14 protein-coding genes are annotated in these 16,131 nt (G+C 72.4%); 5 read left to right on the top strand and 9 right to left on the bottom strand.

Going from position 1 to position 16,131, the window contains the following annotated elements; all coding sequences use genetic code 11:
* The first annotated feature begins 64 nt into the window (after window positions 1–64).
* Complete coding sequence (locus QBL25_RS23370) at window positions 65–1,768, top strand: MDR family MFS transporter (RefSeq protein WP_409058963.1); 1,704 nt, start codon at window positions 65–67, stop codon at window positions 1,766–1,768.
* A 100-nt stretch (window positions 1,769–1,868) separates the two neighbouring features.
* Here QBL25_RS23370 and cseC read toward each other — a convergent pair whose 3' ends face one another.
* The 5 genes from cseC to QBL25_RS23395 form a co-directional block, all read right to left on the bottom strand.
* Window positions 1,869–3,257: a two-component system sensor histidine kinase CseC gene (gene cseC / locus QBL25_RS23375; RefSeq protein ID WP_409058964.1), complete on the bottom strand. Its 1,389-nt coding sequence runs from the start codon at window positions 3,255–3,257 to the stop codon at window positions 1,869–1,871.
* 74 nt (window positions 3,258–3,331) lie between these two features.
* A complete protein-coding gene (gene cseB, locus QBL25_RS23380) occupies window positions 3,332–4,045 on the bottom strand; it encodes a two-component system response regulator CseB (RefSeq protein ID WP_409058965.1) in 714 nt (237 codons plus the stop codon).
* A gap of 9 nt (window positions 4,046–4,054) precedes the next feature.
* Window positions 4,055–4,708, bottom strand: coding sequence for a hypothetical protein (locus QBL25_RS23385; protein ID WP_409058966.1), 654 nt, complete (start codon window positions 4,706–4,708; stop codon window positions 4,055–4,057).
* Window positions 4,696–5,244 carry a SigE family RNA polymerase sigma factor gene (locus QBL25_RS23390; RefSeq protein ID WP_344524701.1) on the bottom strand — a complete coding sequence of 183 codons (549 nt, stop codon included), beginning with the start codon at window positions 5,242–5,244 and terminating at the stop codon, window positions 4,696–4,698. The genes QBL25_RS23385 and QBL25_RS23390 overlap by 13 nt, the downstream gene beginning before the upstream one ends.
* 180 nt (window positions 5,245–5,424) lie before the next feature.
* Complete coding sequence (locus tag QBL25_RS23395; protein ID WP_409058967.1) at window positions 5,425–6,357, bottom strand: A/G-specific adenine glycosylase; 933 nt, start codon at window positions 6,355–6,357, stop codon at window positions 5,425–5,427.
* A gap of 322 nt (window positions 6,358–6,679) precedes the next feature.
* Here QBL25_RS23395 and QBL25_RS23400 point away from each other — a divergent pair, with 322 nt between their 5' ends.
* Window positions 6,680–8,290, top strand: a complete 1,611-nt coding sequence (locus QBL25_RS23400; RefSeq protein WP_409058968.1) for a sensor histidine kinase — start codon at window positions 6,680–6,682, stop codon at window positions 8,288–8,290.
* Window positions 8,287–8,940, top strand: a complete 654-nt coding sequence (locus QBL25_RS23405; protein ID WP_409058969.1) for a response regulator — start codon at window positions 8,287–8,289, stop codon at window positions 8,938–8,940. Before QBL25_RS23400 ends, QBL25_RS23405 begins: the two co-directional genes overlap by 4 nt.
* 66 nt (window positions 8,941–9,006) lie before the next feature.
* Here QBL25_RS23405 and QBL25_RS23410 read toward each other — a convergent pair whose 3' ends face one another.
* Window positions 9,007–9,669 (bottom strand): phosphatase PAP2 family protein, encoded by a 663-nt coding sequence (locus QBL25_RS23410; protein ID WP_409058970.1) that lies wholly within the window; start codon window positions 9,667–9,669, stop codon window positions 9,007–9,009.
* Window positions 9,670–9,853: 184 nt separating this feature from the next.
* Between QBL25_RS23410 and QBL25_RS23415 the strand changes: the two genes are divergently transcribed.
* Entirely contained in the window at window positions 9,854–10,672 is an 819-nt protein-coding gene (locus QBL25_RS23415; protein ID WP_409058971.1) for a hypothetical protein, read from the top strand.
* A gap of 34 nt (window positions 10,673–10,706) precedes the next feature.
* Here the strand turns inward: QBL25_RS23415 and disA are convergent, their stop codons facing one another.
* Together disA and radA are read right to left on the bottom strand one after the other, a co-directional pair.
* Window positions 10,707–11,831: a DNA integrity scanning diadenylate cyclase DisA gene (gene disA / locus QBL25_RS23420; RefSeq protein ID WP_409058972.1), complete on the bottom strand. Its 1,125-nt coding sequence runs from the start codon at window positions 11,829–11,831 to the stop codon at window positions 10,707–10,709.
* A gap of 79 nt (window positions 11,832–11,910) precedes the next feature.
* Window positions 11,911–13,320 (bottom strand): DNA repair protein RadA, encoded by a 1,410-nt coding sequence (radA, locus tag QBL25_RS23425; RefSeq protein ID WP_409058973.1) that lies wholly within the window; start codon window positions 13,318–13,320, stop codon window positions 11,911–11,913.
* A gap of 243 nt (window positions 13,321–13,563) precedes the next feature.
* On the opposite strand from radA, the gene QBL25_RS23430 reads away from it, so the two are divergent.
* On the top strand, window positions 13,564–15,279 hold the full coding sequence (locus tag QBL25_RS23430) for a BACON domain-containing protein (protein WP_409058974.1): 1,716 nt from the start codon (window positions 13,564–13,566) through the stop codon (window positions 15,277–15,279).
* On the opposite strand, the gene QBL25_RS23435 is transcribed toward QBL25_RS23430, so the two are convergent.
* A complete protein-coding gene (locus tag QBL25_RS23435; RefSeq protein WP_409058975.1) occupies window positions 15,276–16,118 on the bottom strand; it encodes a hypothetical protein in 843 nt (280 codons plus the stop codon). The two genes, QBL25_RS23430 and QBL25_RS23435, sit on opposite strands and share 4 nt — an antisense overlap.
* Between the last annotated feature and the right edge of the window lie 13 nt (window positions 16,119–16,131).

Genomic DNA, 16,131 nt, shown 5'->3' on the forward strand with positions numbered 1-16,131 from the left:
AGTCAGCTTGCCGGTCGGCAAGTAAGTGGGAACGGCAGTCGGGTGAACCGGGGAGTTGGGGAACATGGCGGAGACCAAGAAAAAGCCGGGAGAGCAGGCGAGTCCGGCGGAGCAGACCAAGGAAGCGCCACAGCCGCGCAGCGTGCGCGTCGTGATGATGGCGCTGATGGTCACCATCCTGCTCGCGATGCTCGACAACATGATCGTGAGCCCCGCGATGCCGACGATCGTCGGCGACCTCGGCGGCATCGAGCACCTGTCGTGGGTCGTCACCGCGTACATGCTCGCGACCGCGGCCTCGACGCCCATCTGGGGCAAGCTCGGCGACATGTACGGCCGCAAGGGCGTCTTCCTCACCTCCATAGTCATCTTCCTGGCCGGTTCGGTGCTCAGCGGCATGGCGCAGGACATGGGCCAGCTGATCGGCTTCCGCGCGGTCCAGGGGCTCGGCGCGGGCGGTCTGATGGTCGGCGTCATGGCGATCATCGGTGAGCTGGTCACGCCGCGGGAGCGCGGCAAGTACATGGGCATGATGACCGGCGTCATGGCGGTCGCCATGATCGGCGGACCGCTCGTCGGCGGCACCATCACCGACCACCTCGGCTGGCGCTGGGCCTTCTACATCAACCTGCCGCTCGGCGCCGTCGCGCTCGCCATGGTGACCGCCGTGCTGCACCTGCCGAAGAAGAAGGCGGAGGGGCGCATCGACTACCTCGGTGCGGGACTCCTGACCGTGGGCATCAGCTCGCTCGTGCTCGTCACCACCTGGGGCGGCACGGAGTACGCCTGGACCTCGACGGTGATCATGGAGCTCATCGCGATCGGCGTGGTCGCGCTCATCAGCTTCGTCATCGTGCAGAAGAAGGCGGCCGAACCGATTCTGCCGCTGCACATCTTCCGCAGCCTCAACTTCACGCTGATGTCGGTGATCGGCTTCCTCACCGGCTTCGTGATGTTCGGCGCGATGCTGTTCCTGCCGCTCTACCAGCAGGCGGTCCAGGGCGCGTCGGCCACCAACTCCGGTCTGCTCCTGCTGCCGATGCTGCTCTCGATGATGGTCGTCTCGTTCTTCTCGGGACGGTTCACCACCTCCACCGGCAAGTACAAGGTCTTCCCGATCGCCGGCACCGTCCTGATGGTCCTCGGCCTGTTCCTGCTGTCCACGATGGACACCGACACCACGCGCTTCATGTCGGGCGTCTACATGGCCGTGCTCGGTGCGGGCATGGGCTGCCTGATGCAGATCACCATGCTGGTGGCGCAGAACAGCGTCGAGATGAAGGACATGGGCGTCGCGTCGTCATCGGCCACGCTCTTCCGGACGCTCGGCTCCTCCTTCGGCGTCGCGATCATGGGGGCGCTCTTCAACAACCGGGTCGAGCACACGATGGCCGAGCGGGCCGGTGAGCTGGGCGGCAAGGTCACCGAGCAGTCGGCGCAGCTGGACGCCGACAGCCTGCGGCAGCTGGCCGCGCCGGTGCGGGAGGCCTATCAGCACGCGGTGTCCGCCGGTACGCACTCGGCGTTCCTGCTCGGGGCGGTCATCGGGGTGGCGGCGCTGCTCGCCGCGCTGTTCGTGAAGGAGGTCCCCCTGCGGGGGGCCGGGCCCAAGGACGCGGAGCCCTCCGACTCCGGTCCGCGGAACCCGGAGGCCGAGGCGTCCGAGCCCGAGGCCTCCCGGGCCAAGACCTCCGGACCCAAGGACGCCGAGGGCGCGGCAGGGGACGCCGCTCCCGGGGCGCGGGACGCGGTCGCAGAGTCCGTCTGACCCGCACGCCCCGACCTCCCTCGGCTGAACGGGCCCCGGCACCTGATGGTGCCGGGGCCCGTTGCCGTCGTACGCCAGAAAAGCGGACCGGCCCCGCGGGCTACTTGTACGTGTCCGGCAGTCGCAGGATCGGGAAGCTGCCCGTGTTCGTCGGGGCGTGTTCCGGCAGCCACAGGACCGCCACCGCGCCCTCCGCCGGATCGTCCGGCCCCGCGCCCGCCGGGGCCACGTTGCGGAAGGTGAGCCGCGCGCCCAGGACCCGCGCCTGACCCGCCGCGATGGTCAGGCCCAGGCCGTGCCCGACGCCCGCCCGGTCGCTGCTGCCCGTGCGGAACCGGCTCGGGCCCTCCTCCAGGAGACCCGCGGGAAACCCGGGGCCGTGGTCGCGCACCCGCACCACGCGGCCCTCGACGCTGACCTCCACCGGCGGCTTCCCGTGCTTGGCCGCGTTGGCGAGGAGATTGCCCAGGATGCGCTCCAGGCGGCGCGGATCGGTGGTCACCTCCGACTCGTGCACCACCGTCACGCGCACGTCCGAGTTCAGCACCGCGATCCGCCGCGTCACGAACTCGCCCAGCATCAGGTCCTGCAACTCGGCCCGCTCGGCCGCGCTGTCCAGACGGGCCACTTCGAGCACGTCCTCGACGAGCGTGCGCATCGCCTGCGCCCGGTCCCTGACCAGCTCGGTCGGCCGGCCGGGCGGCAGCAGTTCGGCCGCCGTGAGCAGGCCGGTCACCGGTGTACGCAGCTCGTGCGCGATGTCCGCCGTCACCCGCCGCTCGGCTTCGAGGCGCTGCTTGAGCGCGTCCGCCATCGCGTCCACCGACCGCGCCAGATCGTCGGTCTCGTCGCGCACGACACCGCCGATGGCATCTCGTACGCTCACGTCCGTCTGTCCCTGGGCGACCTCCTGCGCCGCGGTCGCCGCCTTGCGCAGGCGCCGCGAGAGCTGACCGCCGATGAGCACGCCGAGCGCGCAGCCGCCGAAGACGACCGAGATGGAGCCGATGACCAGGGCCTGGTCGAGGTCCTTCATGACGGTGGCGCTGCGGTCGGTGAAGCGGGTGTGCAGCGACAGGATGTGGCCGTCGCTCAGCGGCACCGCCGCCCAGATGTCCGGCACCCCGCCGTCGTGCTCCTCGACGTACGTCGCGCGCCGCCCGGCCAGCACCTTCGCCAGGAGGTCCTTGGGCATCTCGGGGTCGTCGATCTTCATGCCGAACTGGCCCGTGCGCCCGGACGTCTCGTAGATCCGCTGGGCGTACAGGATCCGCTCGTCCTGCACGTCGCGCGCGTTGTCCAGCATCGAGACGCGCGCCGCGTTGTGCACGACCAGGCTCAGCGCCACCGCGACCAGCGCCCCGACCAGCGCGATCGCCGCGCTGATCTTCCACCGCACGCCGGTGCGCAGCGCGGTCCCCGGCCGCAGCCGCCCGCGCAGCCGCCCGCGCAGCCGGCCGCGCAGCCCGGCCACCGTCCCCCCGCTCATGTCCGTCCCCCGAGACGTGCCGCCGCGGCGCCGGACCGTGCCGCGCCGTTCTGTCCTTCAGTCATGCCGTCGGCTCACGCCTTGAGCTTGTAGCCGAAGCCGCGGACCGTCTCGATCCGGTCCTGGCCCACCTTCGTGCGCAGCCGCTGCACATGGACGTCGACGACGCGGGTGTCACCGCCCCAGCCGTAGTCCCAGACCCGCTCCAGGAGCTTGTCGCGGGAGAGGACCGTGCCGGGCGCGGAGGAGAATTCGAGCAGCAGGCGCATCTCGGTGGGCGTCAGGGCGACCGGAGCGCCGTCCCTGCGGACCTCCATGCCCTCCGTGTCGATCTCCAGATCGCCGAAGTGCAGGACACCGCCGCCCGCCGGACCGCCCTCACCGGTGGCGGGCGCCGCCGATTCGGGGCCGCTCGCGTGCCCGAAGCGGCGCAGCACGGCACGGATCCTGGCCACCAGGACGGCGCCGTCGAAGGGCTTGGTCACGTAGTCGTCGGCCCCCGCCTCCAGGCCGAGCACGACGTCGATGGAGTCGGCACGCGCCGAGAGCATGATCACCGGAACCGTGGACTCGTCGCGGATACGGCGGCACAGCGAGACGCCGTCCAGGCCCGGCACCATCACGTCCAGGAGCGCGATGTCCGGGCGGTCGGCGCGGAACGCCTCCAGGCCCCGGAGCCCGTCCGGCATCGCGGTGACGACGAAGCCGTCCCGTTCGAGCGCGAGCTGCGTCGCCTCGCGGATGACGTCGTCGTCCTCGACGAACAGGACATGGGTGTGCTCTGCCATCGCGTGCTCTCAGTCCTCCGTCGGAGCGGGTGCGTCACTGCCGGCCGCGCTGCTGTAGTGGCTGCGCGTGCGGTCCGTCTCGGTGAAGTGGTTCGACGACCAGCGGTACGTGATGACCTCCTCGCCGGACGGATACGACACGGGATCACCCTTCTCGTACACCTGCTTGGTGACCACCAGGTCGCCCCGGTCGATCTCCGCGTAGACGGGCGGCTCCTCGTCCTGGAAGACATTCTCGTACTTCTTGCCCTCGGCGCGATACACATAACTGCTGGTACCGACCGCATCGCCGCAGGTCATGATGTTCACGACGACATCGGAGGCGGATCCTCCGGTCAGGTTGCCGTACGAGACGTCGACCGGGTACTCGTCGGCGACGCAGGGCTTCAGGTCGCGCTTGACCGTCCGGCTCACCTTCGGGTCGTCCTTGACGAGCTTCACCGCCTCCAGGCTGGAGGGCGGCGAGGGCGCGGACGTCGTCGACGGCGTCGGGGACGGCGAGGGGGTCATCACCGTCTCGCCCCGGTTGCCGGGGCCCTCGTCCCGGGCGCCGGAGCCGCCGGTCGAGCACGCGGTGAGGAAAAGCCCGACGGCGGCGAGCGCGACCGCCGCCACGCTCCCCGCCCTCAACGTCCTGCCAGCCCGGGTGGTTAGGCCGCGCAACGCTCCCGCTCCTCACGTTCGAGCGCGCCGGTGGCGGGCTCCTCGCGGTCCCGGCTCTCCAGCTCCTGGCGGAGCCGGGCGAGCGCCCGGTGCAGCGTGCTCTTGACCGTTCCCGCCGACATGCCGAGTGCCGCCGCCGTCTCCTCCGTGGACATCTGCTCCCAGTGTCGCAGCACGACGACGCTGCGCTGCTTGGGTGCGAGCACCTTCATGATGTCCATCAGGAGGGCGCGGTCCGCGTGCTGCTCCGTGGAGTCTTCCACGCGGGCGTCGGGCAGCTGCTCGGTGGGGACCTCTTCGAGCTTGCGGGCCCGCCACCACTCCGTACGCGTGTTGATCATGACGCGGCGCAGATAGGCGTCCGCGAGCCGCTTGTCGGCTATGCCGTCCCAGCGGCCGTACGTCCGCACGAGGGCGGTCTGGAGCAGGTCCTGGGCGTCGACGGGGTCGGGAACCAGGCGCCGGGCACTGCGCAGCAGGGCGTCCTGCCGAGTGCGGACGTACTCTTCGAACTCGAGCACCTCGCCGTGCGCCATACCCAACCGCCTCCGTTCACCGACCACCGCTGCTTGTGCGGTACGGCTATGAAGCTACGGAGGGCTTGTCACGAGGCTGTGCGGAGCAGCCAGCGGAGGGCGCACGGCCTGCCGTCGGTTGTGTAACAGATGTAGGCGAGGCGTAAAGCGGGGGCGTTTTGCGGTGATCTCGGGGGGCGGTTACGTCAGGGGCAGGCGGTAGAACCCGTCGGCGAGCGGCTCGACGAGACCGTCGGAGACCAGCCCGTCCAGGGCGCGGGCCCGCTGCACGGGCTCGTCCCACACGCGGTCCAGGGCCGCCTGCGGCACGGGGGCGACGGCCTCGCGGAGCACCGCGAGCAGCTTGCCGCGGACCTGGCGGTCCGTGCCCGCGTACGTCTGGCCCCGGCGTGCGGGACCCTGGTGCGCCGGCTTCCCCGCCGTCTGCCACGCGCACTGGGCGGCGATGGGGCAGCGCGCGCAGTTCTCGTTCTTGGCGGTGCAGACGAGGGCGCCGAGCTCCATGGAGGCGGCGGCCCAGCGGGACGCCGTGCGCTCGTCCTCGGGCAGGAGGGCGCGGGCGAGCTTGCGCTCGGCGGCGGTGGTGGCGTTCGGGGGGTACTGGACGCCGGTGACGGCGCGCGCGAAGACGCGGCGCACGTTCGTGTCGAGCACGGCGTGCCGCTGGCCGTAGGCGAAGGACGCGACGGCCGCGGCCGTGTACTCGCCGATGCCGGGCAGCGCGAGCAGCTGCGCGTGCTTGGTCGGTACGTCGCCGCCGTGCCGTTCCGTTATGGCGACGGCGGCGCCGTGCAGCCGCAGGGCGCGGCGGGGGTAGCCGAGGCGTCCCCAGGCGCGGACGGCTTCGCCCGGGGCTTCCTTGGCGAGGTCGGCGGGGCGGGGCCAGCGGGCGATCCACTGCTCGTACACGGGCAGGACGCGGCTGACCGGCGTCTGCTGCAGCATGAACTCGCTGACCATCACGCCCCAGGGCCCCGCGTCGGCCCGCCGCCACGGCAGGTCGCGCGCGTTCGCGTCGAACCAGGCGATGACGGGCCCGTGCAGGGCCTCGCCGGCGGGCTCGGGGGTCTCGGGGGCGTCTGACATTGGCGTGGGCTTCGTGGGCGCAGTCATGGCACGACGATCCTGCCACGACGACACCCCCCCTCAGGCCAGGCGGGGCGCCTGGGGCGAGGTTTTCCCTCCCCACCCCGCCCCACGCCACGCCGAGCACGAACCCCCACCAGCGCGCTGCGGGGTAATCGGGTGGGTGGGTGGGAAAGGCTTGTTCGGTGCGCGGGGGATGCGGGTGGGAAAGGCTCGGGCGGTAGGACCTGACGATCGGCAGGGGCGGAAGGCTGCGCCAGGCACGTAGCTTCGGGGAGTGCTACGTGGACGTAGGAGAGACGCGCTCCTCTGGGCAGCGCTGGCCCTACCCGCCCTGACGGCGGACCTGATGGGCCTGAACGAACCCCGCCCGGCCTGGCAGCAAGCCACCGGGCTCACGGTGCTGGCCCTCGCCGCCGCCACCCACCGTCGCCACCCTCCGACCGCCTTCGCCGCGACCGCCGCCCTGAGCCTGGCCGCGGCCCCCTCCCTGTTCTCCCTCTCCTACGGCCCCGCCCTCGCCGCCTTCGCCCTGCTCATGGGCCGCAGAGCCACCGGCCTCCGCCCCGCCCTCCTCACCTTCGCCGCCACCGCCCTCCTCGGCACGGCCAAGATCGCCGTACGCCAGGTCGACCCCGTCGTGGAGTGGCTCGTCCTCATGGGCACCCTCCTCTTCGGCGCCGTCTTCCCGTGGCTCGCGGGCCGCTACCTGCGCCAAGGCCGGGAACTCGCCGCGGCGGGCTGGACCCGCGCCGACCACCTGGAGCGCGAGCAGCGCATCGTCGCCGACCGGGCCCGGCTACGGGAACGGGCCAGGATCGCCCAGGACATGCACGACTCCCTCGGCCACGAACTGAGCCTCATCGCGGTACGGGCCGGCGCGCTCCAAGTGGCCGCCGACCTGCCGGAACGGCACCGCGCCGCCGTCGCCGACCTGCGCGTGGCCGCATCGGACGCCACGGACCGGCTGCACGAGATCATCGGGCTGCTGCGGGAGGACGGGGACGAGACGGCCCCGCTCGCCCCGGCCGGCGAAAGCGTGCGGGCCCTCGTGGAGAGGGCCGCCGATTCGGGCCTGCCGGTCCGGTACGTCGTGGAGGACGACGCCGGGCGCACGGAATTCACCCCGCCGGGCGGGCAGCCCGAACGCACGGAATTGACCCCGCACGACCGGGAGACCGACCGCACGGAGACGACCGCACCGGCCGAAGAGACCCCTCGCAGCGAGACCTCCCACAGCGACACCCCCCACAGCGAGGCCGACCGAGCCGTCTATCGCGTCGTCCAGGAAGCCCTGACCAACGCCGCCAAGCACGCCCCCGGCGCCCCCGTCACCGTAGAACTGCGGGAAGCGGCCGTCGTCGTCACCAACGGCGCCGCCCGGCAGCCGGGTTCGGGCCCAGGACCGGGCTCCGGCCTCGTGGGACTGCGGGCCAGGGTCGAAGACCTCGGCGGCACTCTGGACGCGGGCCCGCACGGCGACGGCTTCCGGGTCGCCGCATGGTTCCCCGGGCGCAAGGACGAACCGGCGAAGCCACCCCCGGGCTCCGGCCCCGCGTACGCCCGCAAGCGGACCCTGATGGCCTTCGGCGCCGCCCTGGCCACCGGAGTCCTCCTCGTCGCCGGCGCCTTCGCCTGGTACGCCTACTCCCGCTCGCACGCCGTCCTGGAACCGGCCGCCTTCGCCCGGCTGACGCCCGGTCAGCCACAGGCCGAGGCCGAAACTCTGCTCCCCGACCGCGCCGCGTCCGACCCACCGGAGGAACGCGCCCCGACCCCGCCCCCCGAGGGCGCCGACTGCCGCTACTACCGGGCCAGCGGCGAACTCTTCGTCACCGTCCCGCACTTCAGGATCTGCTTCAGGGACGGAACCCTCGTCGAGAAGAGCGTGATCCCCAAGGCCGGCCCGATGGACGGAGCCCGCCATGACCAGAAGCACGAGAAGGAGAGGGTGCGGTGATCCGCGTACTGCTGGCCGACGACGAGGCGATGATCCGCGCAGGCGTCCGCGCGATCCTCGGCGCGGGCGAGGACATCGAGGTCGTCGCGGAGGCGGGCGACGGCCGGGAGGCCGTCTCGCTGGCCCAGGCCCACCGGCCCGACGTCGCGCTGCTGGACATCCGCATGCCGGGGCTCGACGGCCTGGCCGCGGGCGAGGAGATCGTCCGGACGGTACCCGGCACCGCCGTCGCGATGCTGACGACCTTCTCCGAGGACGCGTACGTCGCGCGAGCGCTGAGCGGCGGAGCCACCGGCTTCCTCCTGAAGTCCGGCGACCCGCACGAACTCATCGCGGGCGTACGCGCGGTGGCCGGGGGAGCCGCCTTCCTCTCGCCCAAGGTGGCCCGGCACGTCATCGACGGCTACGGCGCCCAGCGCATGGGCCGCGGGGCCGACGCCCGCGCCAGGACCGAGGTGCTCACCCCGCGCGAACGCGAGGTGCTCGGTCTCGTCGGCGAGGGGCTCTCCAACCCGGAGATCGCCGCCCGGCTCCACCTCGTCGAAGGCACGGTCAAGGCGTACGTGAGCGCGGTCCTCGACCGGCTCGGGGTCAAGAACCGCGTCCAGGCGGCGATCGTCGCCTACGAGGCGGGACTCGTGCGGCTCTGACGGCCCACGCCCCGTGGGTCCCGTAGGTTTCGCCCACGCCCCGTAGGCCTCGTGAGGGCCGGTGTCTCAGCGGCGGTGCGACGCGGGCCGTCGGTGCGACGTGGCCGGCGGCTGCTGCGACGCGGGCAGCCCCGGACCCGCGAACCACCGGACGACGCCCGTCGAGGAACCCCGCATCGCCTCCACCACCCGGCCCACGGAACGCGTCGCCAGACGTACGAGGACGAAGGTGATCGCGGCGCCGAACAGCAGGCCCACCAGTACGTCATGCGGATAGTGCACGCCGACGAAGACCCGCGAGAACGCCATCAGGACGGCCATCGGCAGCGTCAGGACCGCGATCCGCGGCCAGGCCAGCGCGAGCCCGACGGCCGCGGCGCCCGCGATCGTCGAGTGGTTGCTGGGGAAGGACCAGTCGCCGTACGCCGGGCACTCGACGATCGAGGCGACCGCGCCGGAGACCGCCCGGCAGGGACGCTCCTCGTCGATCACGGACTTGAGCATCTCGCTGCACACGTAGGCCACCGCCGTGGCCAAGGGCGCGAGTACAGCTATCGCGAGGGCGCGCGGGTCGCCGCGCCGCGCCCGCCACCACGCGACGATGAAGAGCACGCCGAAGAGCAGCAGGCCGAGTTCCGTCCACACCTCGGCGAGATGCTGGAACCAGGTAGGGGTGTCGTTGGCGAAGTCGGTGACATCGCGATAGAGATCGTCGTCCATGGGGTCCATGATTACGGACGGTACGTAGTGGGTCCGAATCGTCACATCCGGCGATCGTCCCGTCACAGCCCCTGCCGAAAGACAGGGGTACGGAAGCGGAACGGATCGTTCCGTGATGATGATCCGTAAACTTTGTGACTCCGGGCGGCGGGTGGGGCAGGAAGACGCGCCGATCTCTCGTAAGGTTTGGGCCGTGGGATCTCTGCGCAATCCGGTCGGGCCGCTTCCCTCCACCATCTACTGGCGTCGGAGGGCCATTCTGCTGTCCTTGATCGGGCTGCTGGCGCTTCTGATCGTGTGGGTGCTCACGATGGGGGGCGGGGGCAAGAACGACGGTGCCGACGGGCCTTCGGGCTCCGGACCCGCCACGTCCATCACGCCGGGGCCCTCCAGTTCCGGACCGGCCATCAGCCAAAACCCGGGCGGGCGCGACGAGTCGGGCGACGGGGACGACGGCGGCGGCTCCGGCTCGGGCGGCTCCGGCGGAGGCTCCGGTGACTCCGCGGGATCCGGTGGCGCGGGCGGTGCCGGCGGCGACGGCGCGGGCTCGGACGACGGCGCCAAGGGCGGCGGCGGTTCCGGCGGTCAGCTCCCCGCGGGGTCGAGCCTGCCCAACTGCACCAGCGGCGACGTGAAGTTGAAGCTGCGCAGCATCCACAACCGCTACGAGGACGGCGAGAAGCCCAAGTTCGAACTCGTCGCCCAGAACAGCGCGGGCAAGGCCTGCAAGGTGGACCTCGGCGGCAAGAAGACCGTCCTGACGATCACTCAGGCCGACAGCGACAAGCAGATCTGGTCCTCGGCGGACTGCCCGGCGGGCAACGGGAGCCTGCTGCTGCGGGTGCCGGGCGACGGACGCGTGACGCACACCGTCGAGTGGGACCGCAGCAAGAGCGAGCCGCGGTGCGCGACGCCGTCGCCGGGAAGCGCGGCACCGGGCACCTACCTCGTCGAGGCGAAGTCCCCCGGCCTGAAGACGGTGCAGGCGTCGTTCGTCCTGGAAGAGGGCTGACGCCCAAAGGCTGACGCCGACAGAGGGCAGACCGCTAGACGTACCGCTCCAGGATCGAGGACTCCGCCAGCCGGGAAAGCCCCTCCCGGACGCTCCGGGCCCGCGCTTCGCCCACGCCGTCCACGGTCTGGAGGTCGTCGACGCTCGCGGCGAGCAGCTTCTGGAGCCCGCCGAAGTGCTCGACCAGGCGGTCGATGATGGCGCCGGGGAGGCGCGGCACCTTGGCGAGGAGGCGGAAGCCCCGCGGGGAGACCGCGGAGTCCAGCGCCTCGGGGGAGCCGGTGTACCCCAGCGCCCGCGCGACGGTGGGCAGTTCGAGCAGCTCCGCGTGGCTCAGCGCGTCCAGCTCGAAGAGCGCCTCCTCGACCGTGCGGGAGCGCTTCGCGGTGGGTTCGGGCACGTAGTCCCGGACGACCAGCTCGCGCTCGGGCTCGACGCCCGCGATCAACTCGTCCAGCTGGAGGGCGAGGAGCCGGCCGTCCGTGCCGAGCTCCACCACGTACTCGGCGATCTCGGTGGCGATCCGGCGGACCATCTCCAGGCGCTGGGCGACGGCCGTGACGTCCCGGACCGTCACCAAGTCCTCGATCTCCAGCGCGGACAGGGTGCCCGCCACCTCGTCGAGGCGGAGTTTGTACCGCTCCAGGGTCGCCAGGGCCTGGTTCGCGCGGGACAGGATCGCCGCCGAGTCCTCCAGGACGCGGCGCTGGCCGTCCACGTAGATCGCGATGAGGCGCATGGACTGGGAGACGGAGACGACCGGGAAGGCGACCTGCTTGGACACGCGGTCCGCGGTGCGGTGCCGGGTGCCCGTCTCCTCCGTGGGGATCGTCGGGTCGGGGACGAGCTGCACGCCCGCCCGCAGGATCTTGGTCAGGTCCTTGTCGACGACGATGCCGCCGTCGAGCTTGCACAGCTCGCGCAGGCGCGTCGCCGTGAACTCGACGTCCAGGATGAAGCCGCCCGTACACATCGACTCGACGGTCTTGTCCCAGCCGAGGACGATGAGTCCTCCGGTGTTGCCGCGGAGGATGCGCTCCAGTCCGTCGCGCAGGCCCGTGCCGGGCGCGACCGCGCTCAGGGAGGCGCGCATCAGCCCGTCGGCACCGGCACTCCCACCGGACTTGCCGGGAGCTGACGCCCGGTCGTTGGCTGCCACTGCACTCCTCGGGTCGCGGGTTGTCCAAGCCCCGGTCCGGACGACTGCTTCGTACGGATGGGCGAGACCAGGGCAAAGTCTACCGGCGCTCCTCGTCCTCCCGTGGGGCCTCTCTGCGACGCGACCTCGGAAGGACTCGCAGCGCGTCCCCCATGTCGGCGACTTCGGTGACCTTCATACCGGCCGGGATCTTGCCCGGATCGGCCGGGACGAGGGCGTGCGTGAAGCCCAGACGGTGCGCTTCGGCCAGCCTGCGCTGGACCCCCGTGACCCGTCTGACCTCGCCCGCGAGGCCCACTTCGCCGATCGCGACGAGATTTTTCGGCAACGGGGTGTCGCTCGCCGCGCTGGCCAGGGCGAGGGCGATCGCGAGGTCCGCGGCCGGCTCGGAGAGTTTCACGCCGCCGACCGTCGCGCTGTAGATGTCGCGCTTGCCGAGCGCCGTGATCCGGCCCCGCTGCTCCAGGACGGCCAGCATCATCGAGACGCGGGAGGTCTCCAGACCGGACGTGGTGCGCCGGGGGGAGGGGATCTGGGAGTCGACGGTGAGGGCCTGCACCTCGGCGACCAGGGGGCGGCGGCCTTCGAGCGTGACGGTCAGGCAGGTGCCGGGGACGGGCTCCGTGCGGCGGGTGAGGAAGAGTCCGCTGGGGTCGGTCAGGCCGGTGATGCCCTCGTCGTGCAGCTCGAAGCAGCCGACTTCGTCCGTCGTGCCGTACCGGTTCTTGACGCCGCGGACCAGGCGCAGGCGCGCGTGGCGGTCGCCCTCGAAGGACAGGACGACGTCCACGAGGTGCTCCAGGAGCCGGGGGCCCGCGATCGCGCCGTCCTTGGTGACGTGGCCGACCAGGAGCGTGGCCATGCCGCGCTCCTTGGAGGCGCGGATGAGGGCGCCCGCCACCTCGCGGACCTGGGCGACGCCGCCCGGCGCCCCGTCGATCTCCGGGGAGGCGATCGTCTGGACCGAGTCGAGGATCAGGAGGGAGGGCTTCACCGCGTCCAAGTGGCCGAGGACGGCGGCCAGATCGGTCTCCGCCGCCAGATACAGGTGGTCGTGGATGGCCTTGATGCGGTCGGCGCGCAGCCGGACCTGGCTCGCCGACTCCTCGCCGGTGACGTAGAGCGTGCGGTGCTCGTCGCTCGCCGACTTCGCCGCCACGTCCAGGAGCAGCGTCGACTTGCCGACGCCCGGCTCACCCGCGAGCAGCGCCACGGCGCCGGGGACGAGGCCGCCGCCCAGGACGCGGTCGAACTCGGGGACGCCGGTCGAGCGTGCGGTGGCCTGCCGGCCGTCGACCTCGCCGATGGGCAGGGCGGAGGAGGTGACGCGGCCGGGGGCGGTGGTGCGGACCGCGGGCGCGCCGTACTCCTCGACCGTCCCCCAGGCCTGGCACTCGGGGCAGCGGCCGAGCCATTTGGCCGTCTGCCAGCCGCACTCGGTGCAGCGGTAGGACGGCCGGTCTTTGCCGGATTTCGTACGGGCAGCCATGGACCGAACCGTAGCGGTCGCCACTGACAACGCCGGACCGGCACCGGATCAGCACCGGACCCGTTCGGACGGCGCCCGCTCGACCAGCACCGGACCGGTTCGGACGGCGCCCGCCCCCAGGCGCGGGCGCGGGTCACGGAATCATGGGTTCCTGTCCCCTTTTGAGGGATCTGTTCACCCGTAAGGATTAAATGTGCTCAAGTGGGAAGAGGGGCCCGGCATCATCCGCCTAACTTCGCACGGGTGATGAGCAGCAGGCCGGAAACCCCCACCCAAGCAACCGGCGCACACCGGGCGCATCGTGACGCGCGCCAGCGCGTCGTGCCCCGCTCGGTGCCGCAGGCGCCGCCCGCCCGCTATGAGCCCTGTCTGGACGGCCTGTTCACGTACTGCCTGTCCGTGCTCTGCGATCACGACGCGGCGACCGCCGCCCTGGGCGACGTACTGGCCATCGCCGAGCGCCGCGGCGCCCGCGGCCCCGGCACCGAGGCCGAGCTGAAGTCCTGGCTGTACGCACTCGCCCGCTGGGTCTGCCTGCGCGCCCTCGCCGACGCCAAGCGCAAGCGCCAGGGCGCGCACGCCTCCGGAGCGGCCCCGCGCGCCCCGAAGGCCGGCGAGTCCGACACCCGGCCGGACGAGGGGGAGCGGCAGCGCCGCCGCGAACTCGCCCAGCTGGCCTGGCCGGAGGCCGCGGGCACGACGCCCGAGCAGCGCGAGGCCCTGGAGCTCGCCGTACGGCACCAGCTCGCCCCCAAGGAAGTCGCCGCGGTCATCGGCCTGGACGCCGTGAAGACCCGCGACCTCCTGGCGACCGCCGCCTGCGAGGTGGAGCGCACCCGGGCCGCGCTCGCCGTCGTGGAGACCGGCACCTGCCCGATCGTCGCCCGCCTCACCGGCGACAACCAACTCCTCCTGGGCACGGCCCTGCGCCGCGAACTGGTCCGGCACGTCGACGACTGCCCGCGCTGCCGCCGCACCGCCGAGCGCGCGGGCTCCGGCGCCTGGCCCGGCACGGCGGCGTCCCCGGCCACGCTGCCCGTCATCGAGGCCCCCCGCGCCGCCGTGCACAGGGCGATGGCGCACGTTTCGCGCGCGCGGGGCGGCGGTCCGCGCTTCGACCGCCGCGGCTTCCCGATGGACCCCAAGGACCACGCGGCCCGCCGCGACCGGATGCGCGCCCGCGCCGTCACGACGACGGTCGTCGCCACCGTGGTGGCCGCCCCGGTGCTCGCCCTCTGGGCGGCGTACAGGGGAGCCCCGCTGACCGGTGAGGGCCAGGACGGCCGCTCGGTCAGCGCCAGCGAGGAAGGCTCGGACGGGAACAACGGCGACCGCAGGCGCGAGGACTACGAGAACGCGGGCAACGCCGACACGCCGCCCGACCCCCGCTTCACCGCGGGCAGCCGCTCACCGGACGTCTCCGTGGAGGTCATCAGCGCCGGATCGCCGCCGTCCCGCTCGGGCACCGGCGCCGGACGCCTCACCGTCCAGGCGCAGTCGAGCGGCGGGACGACCCTGATCACGCTCTCCGCCTCGGGCGGCGAACCGGTCCACTGGACGGCGAGTTCGGGGGCGTCCTGGCTCTACCTGAGCCGGTCGTCCGGGACGCTCGCCCCGGGCGAGACGTCCACGATCCGGGTCTACGTCGACCACGCGCGGGAGCCGGCCGGACACTGGAGCGCCCGCGTCTCCATCGCCCCCTCGGGAGCGATCATCTCGATCAGCGGATACGGCAACGGCTCGGGACGCCCGACGCACCCCGGCCCCAGGCCGACCCCGGTCCCGCCGAAGCCGAGGCCCACCCCGACGACCCCGGACCCCACCCCGACCCCGTCGGACCCCGATCCGGACCCGACGCCGACCCCGAGCACGCCGGACCCGACGCCGACTCCCTCGGACCCGGGCACCTCGACACCGCCGCCGAGCGACAGCGGCGGCCCGAGTCCGGGCGAGGGCTAGTTCACCGGCCGGACGGGATCCGCGGGATGCGGCGCGAGCAACGGCAGCTGGGACGCGAGGCGCTCCTCGCACAGCTGCGCGAGCCGGTCGTACCCCTCCTTGCCCATGAGCTCCGTCAGCTCGGGGCGGTAGGAGACGTACACGGGGTCGCCGGCGCCGTGCGCCGACGTCGCCGACGTGCACCACCAGTGCAGGTCGTGGCCTCCGGGGCCCCAGCCGCGCCGGTCGTACTCCCCGATGGACACCTGGAGCACGCGCGTGTCGTCGGGCCGGTCGATCCACTCATACGTCCGGCGCACCGGCAGCTGCCAGCAGACGTCCGGCTTCGTCTCCAGCGGCTCACGCCCCTCCTTCAGCGCCAGGATGTGCAGCGAGCACCCCGCGCCCCCGGCGAAACCGGGCCGGTTCTGGAAGATGCAGGAGCCGTTGTACGGACGGGTCTGGCGCTCGCCGTCGTCGTCCGTCGAGACCCAGCCGCTGTCCGTGCCGATGTCGTGGTGCTGCCAGATGTCCGGAGTGAGCCGCGCCACCGACTCGGCGACCCGCTTCTCGTCGTCCTCGTCCGAGAAGTGGGCACCCAGAGTGCAGCAGCCGTCGTCCGCGCGGCCCGCCTGAATGCCCTGGCAGCCACTGCCGAAGATGCAGCTCCACCGAGAGGTCAGCCATGTCAGATCGCAGCGGAAGACCTGCTCGTCGTCCGCGGGATCCGGGAACTCCACCCAGGCGCGGGCGAAGTCGAGGCCCTTCTCGTCCGGCTGTACCTTTCCCGGCTTCGCCGGCTTCCCCGACTTCTTCTGGGACTTCGTTTTGTCGGTCTTCGCCTTTTTCGTCTTTGGCACGACTCCAGGGTAT

It is taken from the genome of Streptomyces sp. SYP-A7185, from assembly GCF_046103685.1.
Classification (GTDB): domain Bacteria; phylum Actinomycetota; class Actinomycetes; order Streptomycetales; family Streptomycetaceae; genus Streptomyces.

What these genes read in the sequence shown, in the direction of transcription:
- QBL25_RS23370 (WP_409058963.1), top strand. Translation starts at nt 65, where the DNA reads ATGGCGGAGACCAAGAAAAAGCCGGGAGAGCAGGCGAGTCCGGCGGAG.
- cseC (WP_409058964.1), bottom strand. Translation starts at nt 3,257, where the DNA reads ATGAGCGGGGGGACGGTGGCCGGGCTGCGCGGCCGGCTGCGCGGGCGG.
- cseB (WP_409058965.1), bottom strand. Translation starts at nt 4,045, where the DNA reads ATGGCAGAGCACACCCATGTCCTGTTCGTCGAGGACGACGACGTCATC.
- QBL25_RS23390 (WP_344524701.1), bottom strand. Translation starts at nt 5,244, where the DNA reads ATGGCGCACGGCGAGGTGCTCGAGTTCGAAGAGTACGTCCGCACTCGG.
- QBL25_RS23395 (WP_409058967.1), bottom strand. Translation starts at nt 6,357, where the DNA reads ATGACTGCGCCCACGAAGCCCACGCCAATGTCAGACGCCCCCGAGACC.
- QBL25_RS23400 (WP_409058968.1), top strand. Translation starts at nt 6,680, where the DNA reads ATGGGCCTGAACGAACCCCGCCCGGCCTGGCAGCAAGCCACCGGGCTC.
- QBL25_RS23410 (WP_409058970.1), bottom strand. Translation starts at nt 9,669, where the DNA reads ATGGACCCCATGGACGACGATCTCTATCGCGATGTCACCGACTTCGCC.
- radA (WP_409058973.1), bottom strand. Translation starts at nt 13,320, where the DNA reads ATGGCTGCCCGTACGAAATCCGGCAAAGACCGGCCGTCCTACCGCTGC.